Genomic DNA, 18,088 nt, shown 5'->3' with positions numbered 1-18,088 from the left:
AGATCGACGGCTAAAACCGCGATTTCGAAAGTCTGGCATTTTCAGGAGTCCGACCTTGGACAAATACGACCGCATGCTGCTCAGCGCCCTGCTCGAAAACGGTCGCGCGTCCTACGCCGACCTCGCCCGCAAAGTGAACCTCTCCGCCCCCGCCGTCGCCGAGCGCGTGGCCAAACTTGAGGCGGCCGGAGTCATCACCGGGTATCAGGCGAACATCGACCTGTCGAAAATCGGCTTGCCGATCCAGTGCGTGATCGAATTGCGCCTCCACCAGAACGGCAGTCAAAAGGTCTACGACGAACTGGTGAAAATTCCGCAACTGACCGAGTGCTTTCGAGTGACGGGCGATCCGTGCGTGATCATGAAGGCCGCGGTGGGCTCGATGACCGAGCTGGAAGAGCTGATCAACCGGGTGGCGAAATTCGGGTTCAGCAAGACGTCGATCGTGTTGTCGAGTGCGATAGAGAAGCGGGTGCCGTTGGGGCATATCGAGGGCAACGGCAAACCCTGAGGCGATAGTGATCCCTGTGGGAGCGGGCTTGCCTGAGAATCAGCGATAGCGCTGCAAGTGCTCGCCGACTTTAGCGGCCGGGACTTTCTGCAGTTTGCACAGCAAGTCGTGCGATAGCTCCCGCACGCCGTGCTTCTGCCGCAACTCATCCGCCAGATGCACCAACAAATTCGCCGCCATCTCCGCATCCGCCATCGCCCTGTGCGCCTGACCGGTATGCGGCAACCGGGCGAACGTCGTGAGCGTGCCGAGCTTGTGGTTCGGCGCCGCCGGCATCAGGCGCCGGGCCAGCAGTAGGGAGCAGGCGAAGTTCTGCAAACGGGTGCGTTTGATCCGGCCCAGTTCGAAGTCCCAGAACTTCTGGTCGAAGGCGGCGTTGTGCGCCAGCAGCGGCGTGCAGCCGACGAATTCGTTGACTTCGTTCATCACCTGCTCGGCCGACGGCGCGGTGCGCAGCATGGCGTTGCTGATTCCTGTGAGTTGTTCGATGAAGGCCGGGACGCGGACGCCGGCGTTCATCAGGCTCTGGTAACGCTCGACGATGCGGCCGTTTTCCAGCATGACCACGGCGATTTCCGTGGCCCGGCAGCTGCTGCTTGGCGAGATGCCGGTGGTTTCAAAGTCGATGACTGCAATGCGTTCCAAACCGGGTTCAACTCCGTTCAAATCAATTCTTGAGCAACGCTCAGTTTTTCAACAGCAACGCACCTTCGATCGGCACGTAACGGCTGGCGGCGCGGATCAGCGAGTTGGCGGTCAGGCCGGGAACGCCGTAGGCCACCGCTTGCACGCCGTGTTTGTTGATGATGCGTTCGAGCAGCATGTCGAAGTCGCCATCACCGGAGGCCAGGACGATTTCGTCGACGTGGTCGGCGGCGTCCATGATGTCGAGGGTGATGCCCACGTCCCAGTCGCCCTTGGCCGAGCCGTCGCTGCGCTGGATGTAGGGTTTGAGTTTCACGGTGAAACCGAGGTTGCGCAGGATCTGCTGGAACTGCTGCTGTTTGCTGTCGCCCCGGTCGATGGCGTAGGCGTAGGCCTCGACGATCTGCCCGTGCTGGCTGACATCCGCCCACAGCGCCGCGTAGTTGAAGTGGCAACCATAGGCCTGACGCACGGTGTAGTAGAGGTTCTGCACATCGGCGAACACTGCGATTTTTTTCACCGGAGTTCCTGTGAGCGCTGACGCGCATGAGCCGGATCAGGCACCAGGCCCGAAAAAGGCGCTCAGTATGCCAGCCCGAAGGAAGGTTCCGCGAATAATCGGCCGGTAGCGCCAGGTTATGCCTGACGAATGGTGAAAGACATTATCAATGTGGGAGCGAGCCTGCTCGCGATAGCGTTCGCCCAGACAACATCTGCGGCGATTGATGCACCGCCATCGCGAGCAGGCTCGCTCCCACAGGTCAATGTCACGGCCTGGAAGACGGATCAGACGAAGGAATCGTCGTCATCGAAGAACGATGAGTTGTCATCGCTGTAGTCGGTGTCGCTGAAGCCACCCTGGTTGTTGCCCCAGGAATCGTTGTTGGCCATGCGCTGGTCATCGCCCCAACCGTTGTTGCCCTGATCGTTGACCTGGGCCGGCTCTTCCTTGATCACTTCAACGATTTCCTGCGGCTGCTGGTTTTGGTGGAACAGGCTGCTGATGCCTTGTGCCAGCATCACGCCACCCGCCACACCGGCGGCGGTTTTCAGTGCGCCGCCGAGGAAGCTGCTGCCGGCCGCCGGGGCTGCTGGTTGCTGGCCATAACCGGGAGGTGGTGCGCCGAAGTTCTGTTGTGGCGCGGGTGCACCGAAGTTCTGCTGCGGAGCCGGTTCACGCCAGCCGCCGGTGGACGCCGGGGCGCTCTGGGTCGGGGCCGGGCGCGGGCTGCTGCCACCGAAGATGCTCGACAGGAAGCCGCCGCTCGACGCCGGGGCGGCGCTTTGAGCCTTGGCCGATTGCAGTTCGGCCTGCAGTTGCTGAACCTGTTGAGTCAGTTGTTTGTTCTGTTCGTCGAGGCTCTTGATCGCGGCCTCCTGCACCAGAATCGCCTGGGTCATGAAATAGCCTGCGGCCGGCTGGCGCGTCAGGTGTTCCTTGATCCGCGCTTCAGCCAGGGCGTCACGCGGGGCTGCCTCCGTTTCGGCCTGTTGCAGCCGGGAAAACAGTCCATCGATCAGGGTTTGCTCTTCGCTGTTCATGGCGACCTCGTAGATTGCCGGGGATAACGTTGCCCTCGTCCACAGTGGAAGAGGCGCACTTACGTAATGGAGGCAGCGACAGAATGTTTCAATGGTCTTTACCGAACGTTTACGTTTGCGCCCCGCAGCACATCATCGGTTAAAGTGAGCCACTGTTTTTGACCTGCGATACCGACTGATGAATGCCTTCGATGTGCTGCGTGACTCGCTGTATTTCTTTAAACGCAATCTGGCGCAGATCGTCCAGCTGTGCCTGCCGCTGGTGATCTTCGAAGCCGCGTTGCAACAGGTGGTGGATCACACAAGCGACCCGGACGGTTATTCGGCCATCAGCGTGATCGTCGGCCTGCTGGTCTATCCGCTGTACACCGCCGCGCTGATCCTGTTTCTCGACGCCCGCACCCGTGGCGAATCCCCGCAAACCCTCGACTTGCTGGCGATGGCGGCGCGCCTGTGGCCGCGTTTCGCCGTGCTCACCGCATTGAACACGTTGTTGATTCTGCTCGGTCTGTCCCTGTATTTCCTGCCAGGCCTGTGGCTGATGGTCACCCTGGCCTTCGGTGAATACCTGCTGGTGCTGCGCGGCTACGGCCCGTTACAGGCGATGAAGGAAAGCCTGCGCCTGAGCCGTGGGCATTTCCTGCGGATTCTGGTGTGCATCCTCTGTGTGATGGGGCCGTTGTGGCTGCTCAAGGGTCTGACCCTGCAGGTCTACCCCGATCCGCAGAATCCGTTGATCGCCATATTGATCGACAGTGGCCACAGCTTCCTGCAGCTGTTCACCAGCGTGGTGCTGTTCCGCCTGTTCATGTTGATCAGCGAATTGCCCGACAAACGTGACGGAATAGTCTGACCGCTCTGCGCTTGGGTGATGCGGGGGTCTCGTATATGCTCGGGACCACTTCCGTATCGCTATAAGCCGAGCCATGACCCGTCTACTGCGCTACATCCTGCTCTGCGTGCTGCTGGCCGTCGCCCTGATCGGCGTGATGATTTTCAGCCTGACCTGGCGCCCCGACGCCCGGGAAACCCTGCCGGTCAGTTGCACCGGACAACCGCCGACGCTGGTGCCCGGCCAGGCGCTGAAGGTCATGACCTGGAACGTGCAATACCTGGCCGGCAAGCGTTACGTGTTCTGGAACGACCTGGCCCGCGGCGACGATGAGGCCCCGACCCCGGAAGACATGGCCTTCAGCCTCGACGAAGTGGCCCGGGTGATCCGCGACGAGCAGCCCGATGTGGTGCTGATCCAGGAACTGGATGACGGCGCCAAGGCCAGCGACTATCAGAACCAGCTCAAGCTGTTGCAGGAACGCCTCACCGACCTCTACCCGTGCAACGCCCATGCCTTCGACTGGAAGGCCGATTTCGTGCCTGATCCGCATATCTTCGGCAGCGTTGGCCGGCAACTCGCGACCCTCAGCCGCTTCCGCATCGAACACGCCGAACGCCTGCAATTGCCGGTGCAACCGCTGAATATCATCAGCCGTCAGTTCCAGCCGAAAAACGCCCTGCTCACCACCACCCTGCCGTTCAGCGATGGTGGGCAACTGGTGGTGTTCAACACCCATCTGGATCGTGCCATGCAACCGGACGAAACCTTGCATGCGCAGGTGACGGCGGTGGCCAAGGTGCTCGACAAACACGAAAGCCACGGCACGCCGTGGCTGATCGGGGGCGACTTCAACCTGTTGCCGCTCGGCCAGTACCGGCGCCTGCCGGTCGAACAGCGCACGCCCTACTCCGTGGACAGCGCGCTGCACCTGTTGTGGGACAAGTACCCGATGATCCCGACCAACAACGAAGCCAGCGGCATCGACCGCGCCAAGTGGCTGACCCACTACCCCAACGACCCCGGCCTCAACGGCCCGGACCGCACGGTCGATTACCTGTTCTACAGCCCGAAAATCAAACGGGTCGAAGCCACGGTGCGGCAGGACGATACGTTGCGCATTTCCGATCATCTGCCGGTGATTGCGAAGTTCCTCCTGCCACCCAACTGACTGCCGTTCCTGTGGGAGCGAGCCTGCTCGCGATGAGGGAGTGTCAGGCGAAGGCTTTCTGACTGATATTCCGCCATCGCGAGCAGGCTCGCTCCCACATGATGGACGGTGGTTTCAGTGAGCTTCTTCAAGACCGTCGTGCAACAGCCCGAAGATCTGCCGTTTCATGTCGATGAACGAGCGCTCCATGACCATGTCCAGGGTGCGTGGGCGTTCGATCGGCACATCGAGAATCTGCTTGATCCGCCCCGGCCTGGCGCCCATCACGTACACCCGGTCGCCGAGCAGAATCGCTTCGTCGATGTCGTGAGTGACGAACAGCACGGTCTTCTTGCTGTTACCCCACACCCGCAGCAACAGCTGCTGCATTTGCAGGCGCGTCTGGCTGTCGAGGGCGCCGAAGGGTTCGTCCATCAGCAGGATCTGCGGGTCGTTGGCCAGTGCCCGGGCAATCGCCACCCGTTGCATCATGCCGCCGGACAACTGCTTGGCGTAGTTGTCGGCAAATCCTGACAAACCAACTTCATGGACGTAGTGATCGACGATTTCCTTGCGCTTGGCCGCCGGCATGCCCCGGCGCTTGAGGCCGAACTCGACGTTCTGCCGCACCGTCAGCCACGGGAACAGTGTGTAGCTCTGGAACACCATCCCGCGATCAGCGCCGGGGCCCTGCACCTGCTGGCCGCCGACGTAGATCTCGCCGGACGTCGGCTCGGCCAGGCCGGCGGTGAGGTACAGCAGGCTCGACTTGCCGCAGCCCGACGGCCCGACCAGCACCGCGAATTGCTGATCCGGCACTTCGAACGACACTTCCTCCAGCGCGGTGAACGTACCGCCGCCGGGCTTGGTGTAACGCAGGCTGACCTTGTCCACCTGCAACCTTGGCGCGGCGTGTGCCGGTGCGGCGACCGGCTCGATGAAACGACGGTTGGCAGCGGTTACTGAGCCCATGCGGCAATCCTCAAACGCAAGAAGCGGAACAGTTGATCGGTGACCAGGCCCAGCAGGCCGATGATCGCGATGGCGAGAAAAATCACGTCGACCTGAAAGCCGCGCATGGCCTTGAGGCTCAAGTAACCGAGGCCACTGGATGCGGCGACCAGTTCGGCGACCACCAGATAGGTCCAGGCCCAGCCCATGGTCACCCGCAAGGTGTCGAGCACACCAGGCAACGACGCCGGGGCGATCACATGCAGCACCGCGTCACGCCGGTTGGAACCGAGGGTGTAGGAAGCGTTGATCAAGTCCTTGGAAATGCCTTTGGACACGTCCGCGACCATTACCAGTTGCTGGAAGAACACGCCGAAAATGATCACCGAGACCCGCTGCTCCAGACCGATGCCGATCCACAGGATGAACAGCGGTACGAACGAGGTCACCGGCAGGTAGCGGATGAAGTTGACCATCGGCTCGAGGAACGCCTGGACGATGCGGAAGCTGCCCATCAGCAAACCCAGCGGCACCGCCACCAGCGACGACACGATAAAGCCGACCATTACCACTTCGACACTGGCCCAGACATGCTGGCCGAGGGTGCCGTCGCGGCTCAGGCGCACGGCGGCTTCGACCACCGCACCGGGCGTCGGCAGGAACATCCCCGGCACGATGCCGCCGTAGGACAACCCGGCCCACAGGCCGACCAGCAACACCCAGGCCAGGCCGCTGGCGCTCCACACCACCGGCACCGGCAATCCGGTTTTCGGCGTGATGCAGCGGCTCAGCCATGAATTGCGCTTGAACATGACCAGTCTCCTAGAGCGGGCTGACGAAACGGTTGTCGACCAGATCGTCGTTGCTGACGTTGTAGGGCTTGCCCTGCAGTTCGCTGGCGGTTTCGTTGGCCAGTTTGATCAGCGGCTCGCTGTCACCCGGCGCGCCCGGTTTGCCGAGCAACTTCTCGCTCATGGCCTGATCGTAGAAGCGCACGCCTTGCGCGGCGGCGGCCAGTTCCTTCGGATCGGACAGGTAACCGCCGACGCCCTTGGCCATGATTTCGTAGGCTTTCTGTGGATGGTCCTTGGTGTACTGCACGGCTTTGTAGAGGCCGGCGACCAGCGCCTTGACGTCTTCCGGCTGCTTCTCGATCACCGTGCAGTTGAGCGCCACCACATCGACGATCACGCCGGGGGTACTGCTGCTGTCGATCAGCACCTTGCCCTGCTGCTTGTCGCGCACCATCGACAGATGCGGCTCCCAGGTCACGGCGGCCGGCACACGACCGGCGATGAACGCGGTGGCGGCATCGTCGGCGGTCATGTTCTGCACGGTGATGTCGCTCATGCGCATGCCGTTCTTTTTCAGCAGGTACGACAGCCAGAACTGCGAGGTCGACCCTTCGTTGACGGCCACGGCCTGGCCCTTGAGTTCTTGCAGGCTCTTCACGTTTTTACCGACCAGCACGCCGTCGCCGCCATGGCTGTCATCCAGCGCAGCCACAGCCTTGAAGCAGAACTGCGGGCGGTACTTGAGGACTTCGTCGATGGTCGAGGCCGAGCCGGACAATTGCCCGGACGCCTGGGCGGCCATGTACATCGAGGCTTCTTCGACCACCGGCAATTCGACGGTCAGGCCGTTTTCCTTGAAGTAGCCCAGATCCTGGGCCAGATACAGGGTGCCGTAACCGACCCACGTGGTGTGGCCGATCGACAAGGTGCCAGCCTGGGCGGCGGTGACGGAAAGGGCGGAAATCGCCAGAGGACAAGCAAGACGGGTAAACAAGGACTTGTTCATGGAGCACTCCCAACGCTGTTGATTTAGTTGTCATGGGCAGTACGGCCAGCCGGGGTCTCGCGATTGCACGCTGCGGTCTCTGTCGGACTCTGGCGGGCAATGCCTTGGCTGGCGAAATCGATGTTGACCCAGGCCCGGCGTCAGGAAAACGAGGAAATAGTTAGACGCGAACGATGAAAAAACTGGGTAGTGCGCACCGCGAAAGGGCGCGTCGGGCGGGGGTGCACGGAGGGGGTGCAAGACAGCAAAAACGATGTTGAATCGGCTGACGCAATCGCGAGCAGGCTCGCTCCCACGGAGGCGGTATCGCCCACAAATTTTGTGTACGACGCCAGTCCATTGTGGGAGCGAGCCTGCTCGCGATGAGGCCCTTGAGCTTTACGAATATCTCAGAGCCGGCCGTATTCCTGCGCCGTACGATCAACCGCTTTCAGGGTCTTGCCCACCAGCTCGTCAATCTCTTCACGGCTGGCAGTCAACGCCGGCGCCATGATCATCCGCCCCAGGGTCGAGCGAATGATCACCCCCTCCTCAAAACCAATCGTGCGGCAGCGCCAGGCGATGTCGTTCTCATTGGCGAAGCGCTTGCGTGTGGCCTTGTCTTCCGCCAGTTGAAGCGCCGCGACCATGCCCGTGCCCTGGATATCGCCCACCAGCGGGTGACTGCCGAACACCTCGCGCAGGCACTGTTGCAGGTACGGCCCGATGTCATCCTTGACACGCGTCACCACGCCTTCATCGCGCAGGGCCTTGAGGTTGGCAATCGCCACCGCTGCCGCCACCGGGTGTCCGGAATAGGTCAGGCCGTGAGCGAACACACCGCCCTGCTCCACCAGCACGTCGGCCATTTTCTTCGACAGGATCAGGCCACCCATCGGGATGTAGCCAGAGGTCAAACCCTTGGCGATGGACAAGGTGTCCGGCTCGAAACCGAAGTATTCGTGGGCGAACCATTCGCCGGTGCGACCGAAGCCGCCGATCACTTCATCGGCGCACAACAGCACGTCGTACTTGCGGCAGATGCGCTGGATTTCCGGCCAGTAGCTTTCCGGCGGGAAGATCATTCCGCCCGCGCCCTGGAACGGTTCGGCGATGAAGCCGGCGACCTTGTCCGCGCCCAGTTCGAGGATCTTCGCTTCCAGCTGCTGCGCCGCCCGCAGGCCGAATTCCGCAGGGGTCAGATTGCCTTCGTGGGCGAAGAAGTACGGCTCGTCGATGTGCGCGATGTCGGGAATCATCCCGCCCATTTCGTGCATGAACTTCATGCCACCGAGGGCCGTCGCTGCCAGGGTCGAACCGTGGTAGCCGTTCCAGCGGCCGATCATGATCTTCTTCTCGGGCTTGCCCAGCACCTGCCAGTAACGGCGCACGGTACGGATCAGCACCTCGTTGGCCTCGGAGCCGGAGTTGGTGTAGATCGCGTGGCTGTAGTGCCCCGGCAGCAGGCTGAACAGCAGTTCGGAGAGCTCGATCACCTGCGGGTGGGTGGTGTGGAAAAACATGTTGTAGTACGGCAACTGCTCCAGTTGCCGGCTCGCGGCGGTGTTCAGATCCTTGCGCCCGTAGCCAAGGTTGGTGCACCACAGCCCGGACATGCCGTCGAGGTAGCGCCGACCGTCGTTGTCCCACAAGTGCAGGCGTTCGCCGCGCACCATCACCCGTGGGCCTTCGTCGTTGAGGGCCTTCTGGTCGACGAACGCATGAATGTGGTGCGCTGCATCGGCGGCCTGGTAGTCGCGGGTTTCACGTGAGGTGGTCATCGCCGGATCTCCTTTTTTGTTGTGAGCGGCTGTCATGAGCGCAGTTGAAACCAGGTGGTTTTCAACTGGGTGTATTTGTCGAACGAGTGCAGCGACAGATCGCGGCCGAAACCGGATTGCTTGCCGCCGCCGAACGGTACGGTCACGTCCAGCGCATCGACGCTGTTGACCGACACCGTACCGGCTCGCAATTGCCGCGCCACCCGATGGGCGCGGTGCAGATCGTCAGTCCACAGCGACGCCGCCAGACCGTAGACGCTGTCGTTGGCCAGTTGCAAGGCGTGGGCCTCGTCATCGAACGGAATCACCGCCAGCACCGGGCCGAACACTTCTTCGCGAAACAGGGTCATGTGCGGCTGCACGTCGGTGAAAATCGTCGGCTGAATGAAGTTGTCCGAACCGTTGAAACTCAGTGGCCGCCCGCCGCAGACGCGGGTCGCACCTTCGCGTTCGGCCTGATGGATGAAGCGCAGAATGCTTTCGGTCTGACGGGTGTCGACAATCGCCCCGGCCGCGCTCGCCGGGTCCAGCGGATCGCCCGGCTGCCAGCGTTCGGCCTGAGCCTTCAGTCGCTCGACGAACTCGTCATGAATCGAGCGTTCCACCAGCAATCGCGAGTTGGCCGAGCAGACTTCGCCCTGATTGAAGAAGATCCCGAACGCGGCTTTCTGCGCCGCCAGATCCAGATCCTTGCAGTCGGCAAACACCAGATTGGCGCTCTTGCCGCCGCACTCCAGCCACACCTGCTTGAGGTTCGATTGCGCGGAGTACTGCATGAAATATTTGCCGACCTGGGTCGAGCCGGTGAACACCAGACAATCGACATCCGGGTGCAGGCCCAGGGCTTTGCCGGTCTGTTCGCCGAGACCCGGCAACACGTTCAAGACGCCGGCCGGCAACCCCGCCTCCAGCGCCAGTTCGGCCAGACGCAATGCGGAAAACGGTGATTGCTCGGCGGGTTTGAGAATGACCGAATTGCCCGCCGCCAGCGCCGGTGCGAGTTTCCACGCGGCCATGTCCAGCGGGAAATTCCACGGCACCACGGCCGCGACCACGCCCAGCGCTTCGCGAGTGATGGTCGCCAGCACGTTCGAGGCGCTCGGCGCGACCTGATCGTAGAGCTTGTCGAGGCTTTCGGCGTACCAGCGGAACACCCCGGCGGCGCCCGGCACGTCGATGTTGTAAGCGTCCATCACCGGCTTGCCCATGTTCAGCGAATCGAGCAGCGCCAGCTCTTCGCGATGGGCCAGAATCAGATCCGCCAGACGCAACAGCACTTGCTTGCGCTCGGTGGGTGAACACCCGGCCCAGGTGCCGGCCTCGAATACTTGCCGTGCATTTTTCACCGCCGCATCGACGTCTTCTTCACCGCACGCGGCGACGTTTGCCAGCAACTGGCCGGTGGCCGGGTTGATCGCAGCAAAGGTCTGCCCCGACTGCGCGTCACACAGCTTGCCGTCGATCACGGCCTGGTACGGATAGCTCAATTCAGCGGCCTTGCGCTGCCAGTCTGCAAGTTCGAACACGGTGGATGCTCCTTGGACTTTTATTCTTTTATAAACAGCTTCTGTCGATAGTCGCTCAGGCCGGCGCGAGCCAAAACCAGTAAAAATGTCTTCGCAGACAATAAAAAAGGTAACCAGCCGATGGCCCCCTCGCGCGCGTATGGGGCTATTGTTCAGGGACAAAAAAACCGCCGACAGAACGGAGGCCGGCGGCGTACAAATTGCTTGGATGTGAAATCCGTTCGCTTTGAGGTTCACCGTGGCCGCTTACAACCTGCGTCAGTTGAAGTACTTCATCACCACCGTCGAATGCGGCAGCGTCGCCGAAGCGTCGCGCAAGCTGTACATCGCGCAACCGGCGATTTCCACGGCGATCAAGGGGCTGGAAGACAGCTTCGGCGTGCAACTGCTGATCCGCCATCACGCTCAGGGCGTGTCCCTGACACCCAGCGGTGCGCGGTTCTTCCGCAAGGCCCAGGAACTGCTGCGCATGGCCAAGGAGTTCGAGCAGAACGCCCTCGCCGACAACGACGTGGTGGCCGGGCAGATCGATATCGGCTGTTTCGAAACCGTCGCGCCGCTGTATTTGCCGCAACTGATTGCAGGCTTCTCGGCGCTGTATCCCGGAGTGAAGATCCGCATCCGCGACGGCGAACAACAGGAACTGGTGCAAGGCCTGACCTCGGGCACCTTCGACCTTGCGATCCTGTACAAGCACGACCTCGATGCCACCATCGAAACCGAACCGCTGATGCCGGCCCAACGGCCTTACGCCTTGCTGCCGGCGGATCACCGCTTCGCCCAACTCAAGCAAGTGTCGCTGCGGGACTTGTGCCTGGAACCGATGATCCTGCTCGACGTGCAGCCGAGCCGCACCTACTTCGTCAGCCTGTTCGAAGAACTCGGGCTGTCGCCGCGCATCGAGTTCAGCTCGCCGTCGATCGAAATGGTGCGCGGCATGGTCGGCCAGGGCTTCGGTTTCTCGATCCTGGTCACCCGCCCCCATTCGGAATGCACCTACGACGGCAAAAAAGTCGTGTGCGTCGACATCGTCGAAGACGTTACCGGCTCGGGACTGGTAGCCGCGTGGCTCAAACGCGGGCAACTGACCAAACCGGCGCAGTTGTTTGCTGATTACTGTCGGGAGCAGCTGACGGCGAAGGCCAGCCGCTGAGCCTCACGTACCGCGCGGTTTGGCTCGTGCGGTAGCTTCTGCCACCAGCGGATCATCCGGCCAGTAATCGTCGATATCACCTAGCATCTTTTGCATTGACAGAGTTGTAGGCTCTGACTTACTGGGCCTGTGGAGGTTTCGTTAGCAACAACGTTGACTGTCAATCGCGCGAGGACGGATTGACATTTTGAGGGGGCATTTTCGAGAGGATTGACACCGTGCAAGTGGCAAACCGAGTTTAGATGGAAAAACATTGACGCTCCAAACGCTAAACACACCTTTATTAGGTCAAGCGCCGTTTTCCAGCTGTGATTGACGGATGAGCTGCGCCTAAGTGCTCCGCCAACCGCAGCATCTGTCCAATTACCGTATCCGAGTCTGAATTACCTGATGGGTTCCGGCGGCTGCGACGAGACGCCTGTCGAACACCATTGCCCATTATCTGCATTCCGATTGTCAAAAAACGTCTTGATCATTGCCTAATATGTTCAAAATACATTTTTTGAGGATTCTATGGCCCGCTTGCTGCTTAATAAAGGCGTACTTCAGCCGCACTCCTTGGCAAAGTACGCGGCGGCCCTTTTTAAAATGTCTTGCTCCTCCGTTACCCGTATCAGCTCGGCAAGTAGACGAACCTGAGCGCTCTGATCATCCTCCTCAACGCGCTTTTCTTCCGTAGGTGCATGAAGTTGACCGCCATTTGCACTGGACTTGACGAGATGTTTGCATCGAATTCGGCCAACGCACAGGGACGCCTCGAGCGGCAAAAATAGGCCACTAGCGGATGTACGCGAAGGACCGCTAACGGCCAAAAGCGGACATCGTTAGCGCAGTAGTGCAGGTCGGTTGAGACTTGAGCCTAACCCCCAGGGTCGAAAGCCCCCCACGCTCCCGACCCTAGTTATTTATCTTGTTTCTCAGCTTGCTTCTACAAGTTCAATTAGACGCAAATAGCGCGTATCCGATTGAAGGCTAGGAGCGCTCTCAACTACCAACGCAAGTATGCTTGGTAGTTCGTGAGGAGCTCTGGTGAGCACCTGTGGAGTAACTGCGTGCATAAGATCGAGCGTAACTTCAGGATAAAGAGCGGCTATAGGTTTTTCTTCACCGACATCCAGGGTAAACCGATAAAACGGATGGTCACTTATCTCCACCGGCACCAAGAATTTCTTCACCGCCTCATACACCTTTGGAAAATATTCGCCCGTATCATCAAGTAGGCCGATCCATGCTTTTATCGAAGCAGATGTCCTATATCGGCGCTCCCTTGGCCAATCCATATTAATAAATGGGATCACGTGCTCTACCCAACCGTTTTCATTCTGCCGCCCAACTAGCCCCAACCAGAAAATGAACTGATTTCGCTCATCGTCGGACATGTCCCGGAGCACCGAGCGCATTTCGCTTCGGGTGAGCCCGCTTGGGCTATCCGGATGAAAAATCCTCATCAACCCCAACCATTGAGAGGCTACCTGAGATAGATCGCGTTCCCAAGACAGACCGTTAATCCACGGAATTAAATTAAGCAATAGTGGCTTAATGACCTCTACCAATTCAGTTGCGGGCATATTTACATGAAGAAATCCATTCCAAGCAGGCTCTGAGACTGGATGATCGAACGACAACATTGGGATAAGTTTATGCTGAGTCCAAATTGGATCGACAAACATAAGCCAGTTCAATTCACGAAACACGATAGAAACAGCGTGATCCGCGCCCTCTCCCTGGGCAGAAAAAAGCCGCTCAACACGATACTTTATGTAAGCTGGGATTAACGAATTCGCGCCCTGCTGATTACTTGAAAGTGCATGTAGAAGAGCTTCGGCGCACATACCAATGGGACCATTGATTGCATAGTTGTAAGTGCGACGTGATCGCTCGACAGCCTTCCCACCACGGAGAACCTCACCCACTCCGCTCTCAGTAGCATCAGCATCACCACTAAAAATTCCGTCGACAACATTGTCATAGACAGCCCAAGCGAGGGCGCTATCAAGATCCAAGGCAGACCTAATATTTTGCTCCAGCCATCTTGTCAATACGTATCGCAGCTCTACTACAACTACGTTCGGAAGGCGCGCCAGTCTATTTATAAATAATCGTTTCAGTCTGGGAGAAATATCCGCTGGAAGATCGTTGATCATGGAGTTCCAAAACGCACTTGGGTATTCACCCCTCTTACCTTCAAGTGTTAGCGCAGAAAGCGCCTTCCTAGGATTGGCTTTCACCAATCCTGCAAAAGGTCGCTTATCAGTGAAGCTGCCGAAGTCGCGCTGATGGTCTTCTTTAGCCTTGGGAATCACTTCGTTAACGGGTACATTCATAAGTTTGTCGGGAGCTTCGTCAGTACCCACCCAACCTACCCTCGAACCATGTATGGTTACTGTAGAGGTTGCCCACCCGTCGCTCCACTCAGAAATCCCGCTAATAATTTCCTTAAGCCGCTGACTGAGGTCGTCAGCCAAATTGCAGCCCTGAATTTCGAGATATCGAGCATATTTGGCCGCAATCCTATCTCTGACTTCATGAAACTCTTCATCAGACCAGTGAGATTGCTGATCGGGACCAGCGATGATCCGCTCCGCAATTCTTCTCTGGTATTCAGTTGAAAACTCTGCCCACCGATCACTAAGCAAAAAAAGCAGCTCACGAACCACGTCAGTGTCCCACAATGCATCTTGGCTCAAGCCCAAAACCGCCTGCGCTACATGATCCGCATCAAAGATATCAACCTTACTAAACGCGTATAACTTTAACTTCCTAAAGAAAAATTGCTCATCCATAGACCAGATAGTTGCATGCGCTCTTGCAATCTCTGGCCAGGTGGAAGCCATTCTGTCAAAAAGCTGAACGAACCAAATCATAGGCTCAGCTGTACTTGTGACCCGCTCCCGCCCACCTATATCACGCTCTGGATAACAGGTAGGTGTATCGAAGAATTTAACGTCGACATCTTCCAGCAAGCTGGAAACAACAGTCAACTGGTGTTCCAAAATCCCAAAAACCTGACTTAACTGACTATCTGGAACCTGTAATTCTTCATTGCTCCGATCAAGGAACGCGACCTCAAACCGCCCTAAGTCGTCAAAATCTATTTCCTCCCAAGATGCTGATGGAGGCATTGACTTCCCTAAGCCGGACGGGAGGCTAATCTGCAGTTTTGGCGTCGCGAATCTCCGAAACTCTCGTAGAGCATTAGGGGTCCAACCTTCTGCATCAATCAATTTTTTAAAGTCAAACCACTCACCATTCCATCGACGATTGCGAGGGTCTTGATGATGCTCAACAAGTAGCCGCCATAAATGGCGAGCACGTTCGGAGAGGAGTTTGGAATGCCTCAAATGCCACTGAATTTGGTGAAGCAACCTAGGATGCAGTCCATTCTGGCGAACTGCCCACCAGGCCAAAACAGGACTATTGATAGACTTGCAAATCCAAGATATAAGGTGGCCAAGCCTTTTTGGCGTACTCTCTAAGCCCTCCACCTGTCGTCCACCCAAACGATGAGAGTCGTGCGGATTATCATCTTCCTCACGCCACACAAGAAGATTGTCATTAGTGACCCCTTGCCTGCGCTCATTTTCAGAGATATCTATCAGATCATCATCAAGCCCATAATGGGAAACAGGATCGAATGTTTCTCTTTCACTCCCATAACCGCTACTCTTCTCGCCTGATCGGACATTAGCATCCATCACGCATATCCACTCTGGATGTGGTACAGGCTCAGCCTCTGAAAACGCTCTCGCACCCCGCACAGTGCGAAGCACATGGGCAACTTGACCTCGCTCATGGGGCATTAATTCCTTTGGATCCCTCTGACTCTTAGCAATCGTGGATAAACGCCACTTGCGCGGATCATCGGACCGCTCAGCCCAAGCCTCCATGCTTTTCCACAAGTCTGAGTAATCGGAATAAGCAATACCAGTAACACCTCGATCACGCCATTTGACTTCGACATCTTCAACTGTCCCCCGGTCAAAGGCGTAGAGCTTAGATCGATCATATTGGCCATCATGATTTAGCCCCTGAAGCAGATACTTTACCGGCGGATCTTCGGCCTTATAACCAACCAGAACAACCGTATAGCGCTCAAGGAGATGCCTAATGAAATTTGTCGCCCAGCCCTCGGAAAGATAGGCTCGCCCGAAATCGGCGCTACTTAAGACATAAGGATGACTTTCTGCGGTTGTATCTACTAGTCTTCCGTGCAGATAGGTAATACCTTCTATATTCAAGCCAAAATTAAGATTTGGGAAAGCAGGAGGAACATGCAACTTCAGTTGACCAGCGTCACCTGGCAACTCAAACAACCTATCAAAGTTTGTCGTTACGATCTGTGGCATTCCACCCTGACTAGAAGAAATGCGTTTTATGAGGTTGTGTTGCCGCCCAAAATCATGACCTTCCAAAGAAACACTTAACCTTTCTGTGACCAGGGCATTAACCTCATCCTTGCCATACTCTAAATGAAGAAGGTTAAAAATCTGGTCCAGCGGCACGTTCGAATCCGACTCACGAATCAACCACGGCAGAAACGAGGTCATAATTTCCGAATCGTCAGGCGGGCCGAAGAACTCGATGACGTATTGAGTCAACCCGATAAATGTGGGCATTCCAGACGGAATTGAGACTCCTGCACCACATAGAAACACCACGCGACCGGCATCGCAACGCTCTAGTAAAACATCTGGTATCGAGGGACCACTGGCGTAAAATTTCATAAGTTCAACTCACCACTAGAATGGATAGCGTGCCTAAGCGAAGAGCTGCTAGGGTCGAAGGCCGCCGCTTGGGTACAACCGCTTTTGGCCGCTAGCTGCGGCTCCTGACCGTCCGCTTCCGGCCAGAAGCGGGCGCTAATCGGCTCAATCCCCCAGAGTAAAGCAATAGCACTCATTGAAAAGTGGTAATTCCAAAGATCTGGGGGTCGGCACAAAAAATATGAGAATGGGCTTGATACGCGGCAAGCACGTTAAACCTCTCAAGTAGTTTCATAACATTATGATGATACTGCGCCGAGAACTTCATATTGAATAACTTTACTTTTCCCCTCATCTGCGCCGGCACTTCCACAAGGGTCTGCCTTGACAAGTTAACGACATTGAACGAAGCAAACGCACTGCGACTCAAGTTAAAAAGAAACATATTGTGATTGGGGTCATTTGTTCCTTGAAGATAACCTGTATCAGGTATAGCAACTCGGGAACCAGCAATGTCATCAAAAGTCGCTACTATGACATGCCCCATGTGCCCTTCTGACTCAATAATCTTCTCGACGGACGATTCCAAAATACTTTTTGTGCCGCCAGGAGGGATCATTAATGCCAGAAAAATAATCTCTAACCACTGGAAATACTGATCGCTCGTCACCCCAAACTCTGCGCAAACAGCAGGTAGGTGAGGCTTTATTCCCGTGCGAATGTCACAGAAATCGGCTAGCAGAATAGGATCGGTTGGGTACAATCCCGCAAGCCCCTTAAACATATCAATTGTTCGAGCAATAGAATATGGGTTTCTTATCCACCCCATAAACTTCGATTTGAAGACGCTTTCAGCGGCGCCCCTCAAAACATCACCTCCGGAATTGACTTTTGACTCTGAAATAAGAAGGTCAGCGGCTGGAGCTAGATCCGCTTCAAATCTCTGAAAGAAATCCTCTAGATTTTTTCTTACCGATGAGCTCTTGACGTCAAAACTAAAAAGATCATCAAAAGAGAGATTTTTCTTAATTCTAACGCCCTCTGCATTAGTCAGGCGGACAATGCTATTCTCTCGATCTACAATTTCAAATTTGTAGATTCGTTGCTTATCCTTTGGTCTGCTCTCGTCGATGCAATTACTACGTTGCTCGGACTGAGAGATAAAATGCTGATTCCTTGTTAGATTCTCCATAACCTCTCCTTGTGCCAGCAATCTACCGGGAGCGCAAACAATATCTCTTAGCCCACTATCACGCCAGATCATTAACAAAGTAGATACTTTTATTTGAGGGAACGACCGGCTGCTTTTGGCCGAAAGCAGTCCCCTACCAAGATCCGCGATTGGTCAAAAAGTGATAATGGGCGTGGAGTTCGTGATAGATTCTGCCGCCCAAGAGAGCTTTTGACAGGACGTCACCATGGCCAAGCCGGCTGCGCGTAAGAGCGACCCATCTAACTGCCCTTTACCAGGGCATGGCACCAACTCCATCGCCACAGGTTCTTCTGATGTTTTTT

General features: G+C 57.2%; 14 protein-coding genes and 1 pseudogene. 4 read left to right on the top strand and 11 right to left on the bottom strand.

All coding sequences use genetic code 11. The features are described 5' to 3' along the window. The first annotated feature begins 55 nt into the window (after window positions 1-55). Window positions 56-511, top strand: a complete 456-nt coding sequence (locus tag DXT77_RS28945) for an Lrp/AsnC family transcriptional regulator (protein WP_119430106.1) — start codon at window positions 56-58, stop codon at window positions 509-511. Between the two features lie 39 nt (window positions 512-550). Here DXT77_RS28945 and DXT77_RS28940 read toward each other — a convergent pair whose 3' ends face one another. From DXT77_RS28940 to DXT77_RS28930, 3 genes are all read right to left on the bottom strand, one after another. Next, window positions 551-1,156 carry a PolC-type DNA polymerase III gene (locus tag DXT77_RS28940; RefSeq protein ID WP_119430105.1) on the bottom strand — a complete coding sequence of 202 codons (606 nt, stop codon included), beginning with the start codon at window positions 1,154-1,156 and terminating at the stop codon, window positions 551-553. A 40-nt stretch (window positions 1,157-1,196) separates the two neighbouring features. Next, entirely contained in the window at window positions 1,197-1,676 is a 480-nt protein-coding gene (locus DXT77_RS28935; RefSeq protein ID WP_007958730.1) for an NYN domain-containing protein, read from the bottom strand. Window positions 1,677-1,942: 266 nt separating this feature from the next. Beyond that, window positions 1,943-2,698, bottom strand: coding sequence for a DUF2076 domain-containing protein (locus DXT77_RS28930; RefSeq protein WP_119430104.1), 756 nt, complete (start codon window positions 2,696-2,698; stop codon window positions 1,943-1,945). A 178-nt stretch (window positions 2,699-2,876) separates the two neighbouring features. Between DXT77_RS28930 and DXT77_RS28925 the strand changes: the two genes are divergently transcribed. Then, the gene (locus DXT77_RS28925; RefSeq protein ID WP_119430103.1) at window positions 2,877-3,551 is read left to right on the top strand and encodes a YciC family protein; all 675 of its coding nucleotides are present in this window, start codon (window positions 2,877-2,879) and stop codon (window positions 3,549-3,551) included. A gap of 73 nt (window positions 3,552-3,624) precedes the next feature. Next, window positions 3,625-4,701 (top strand): endonuclease/exonuclease/phosphatase family protein, encoded by a 1,077-nt coding sequence (locus DXT77_RS28920; RefSeq protein ID WP_119430102.1) that lies wholly within the window; start codon window positions 3,625-3,627, stop codon window positions 4,699-4,701. Between the two features lie 114 nt (window positions 4,702-4,815). Here DXT77_RS28920 and DXT77_RS28915 read toward each other — a convergent pair whose 3' ends face one another. From DXT77_RS28915 to DXT77_RS28895, 5 genes are all read right to left on the bottom strand, one after another. Continuing rightward, window positions 4,816-5,652, bottom strand: coding sequence for an ABC transporter ATP-binding protein (locus tag DXT77_RS28915; RefSeq protein WP_119430101.1), 837 nt, complete (start codon window positions 5,650-5,652; stop codon window positions 4,816-4,818). Then, window positions 5,640-6,443, bottom strand: a complete 804-nt coding sequence (locus DXT77_RS28910) for an ABC transporter permease (RefSeq protein WP_119430100.1) — start codon at window positions 6,441-6,443, stop codon at window positions 5,640-5,642. Before DXT77_RS28910 ends, DXT77_RS28915 begins: the two co-directional genes overlap by 13 nt. Before the next feature lie 10 nt (window positions 6,444-6,453). After that, entirely contained in the window at window positions 6,454-7,431 is a 978-nt protein-coding gene (locus DXT77_RS28905) for an ABC transporter substrate-binding protein (RefSeq protein WP_085712255.1), read from the bottom strand. Window positions 7,432-7,820: 389 nt separating this feature from the next. After that, window positions 7,821-9,191 carry an aspartate aminotransferase family protein gene (locus DXT77_RS28900; RefSeq protein WP_119430099.1) on the bottom strand — a complete coding sequence of 457 codons (1,371 nt, stop codon included), beginning with the start codon at window positions 9,189-9,191 and terminating at the stop codon, window positions 7,821-7,823. 32 nt (window positions 9,192-9,223) lie between these two features. Further along, window positions 9,224-10,717 (bottom strand): aldehyde dehydrogenase, encoded by a 1,494-nt coding sequence (locus tag DXT77_RS28895; RefSeq protein ID WP_119430098.1) that lies wholly within the window; start codon window positions 10,715-10,717, stop codon window positions 9,224-9,226. Window positions 10,718-10,955: 238 nt separating this feature from the next. On the opposite strand from DXT77_RS28895, the gene DXT77_RS28890 reads away from it, so the two are divergent. Further along, window positions 10,956-11,870 carry a LysR family transcriptional regulator gene (locus tag DXT77_RS28890; RefSeq protein WP_007958716.1) on the top strand — a complete coding sequence of 305 codons (915 nt, stop codon included), beginning with the start codon at window positions 10,956-10,958 and terminating at the stop codon, window positions 11,868-11,870. 519 nt (window positions 11,871-12,389) lie between these two features. On the opposite strand, the pseudogene DXT77_RS30235 reads toward DXT77_RS28890, so the two are convergent. The 3 genes and pseudogenes from DXT77_RS30235 to DXT77_RS30230 form a co-directional block, all read right to left on the bottom strand. Continuing rightward, a pseudogene (locus DXT77_RS30235) lies at window positions 12,390-12,538 on the bottom strand (IS3 family transposase); the annotation flags it as partial. A 249-nt stretch (window positions 12,539-12,787) separates the two neighbouring features. Further along, window positions 12,788-16,594: an SIR2 family protein gene (locus DXT77_RS28880; RefSeq protein WP_119430097.1), complete on the bottom strand. Its 3,807-nt coding sequence runs from the start codon at window positions 16,592-16,594 to the stop codon at window positions 12,788-12,790. A gap of 172 nt (window positions 16,595-16,766) precedes the next feature. Continuing rightward, window positions 16,767-17,765, bottom strand: coding sequence for a hypothetical protein (locus DXT77_RS30230; RefSeq protein WP_256663065.1), 999 nt, complete (start codon window positions 17,763-17,765; stop codon window positions 16,767-16,769). Window positions 17,766-18,088 lie beyond the last annotated feature (323 nt).

This window comes from Pseudomonas sp. 91RF (genome assembly GCF_003576265.1).
Taxonomy (GTDB): Bacteria; Pseudomonadota; Gammaproteobacteria; order Pseudomonadales; family Pseudomonadaceae; genus Aquipseudomonas; species Aquipseudomonas kribbensis.
Note: the sequence above shows the minus strand (reverse complement) of the source record. Positions and strands in the feature narration are given on the sequence as shown.

Coding starts and splice junctions, on each gene's coding strand:
- DXT77_RS28930 (WP_119430104.1), bottom strand. CDS start 2,698: ATGAACAGCGAAGAGCAAACCCTGATCGATGGACTGTTTTCCCGGCTG.
- DXT77_RS28925 (WP_119430103.1), top strand. CDS start 2,877: ATGAATGCCTTCGATGTGCTGCGTGACTCGCTGTATTTCTTTAAACGC.
- DXT77_RS28920 (WP_119430102.1), top strand. CDS start 3,625: ATGACCCGTCTACTGCGCTACATCCTGCTCTGCGTGCTGCTGGCCGTC.
- DXT77_RS28915 (WP_119430101.1), bottom strand. CDS start 5,652: ATGGGCTCAGTAACCGCTGCCAACCGTCGTTTCATCGAGCCGGTCGCC.
- DXT77_RS28910 (WP_119430100.1), bottom strand. CDS start 6,443: ATGTTCAAGCGCAATTCATGGCTGAGCCGCTGCATCACGCCGAAAACC.
- DXT77_RS28905 (WP_085712255.1), bottom strand. CDS start 7,431: ATGAACAAGTCCTTGTTTACCCGTCTTGCTTGTCCTCTGGCGATTTCC.
- DXT77_RS28900 (WP_119430099.1), bottom strand. CDS start 9,191: ATGACCACCTCACGTGAAACCCGCGACTACCAGGCCGCCGATGCAGCG.
- DXT77_RS28880 (WP_119430097.1), bottom strand. CDS start 16,594: ATGAAATTTTACGCCAGTGGTCCCTCGATACCAGATGTTTTACTAGAG.
- DXT77_RS30230 (WP_256663065.1), bottom strand. CDS start 17,765: ATGGAGAATCTAACAAGGAATCAGCATTTTATCTCTCAGTCCGAGCAA.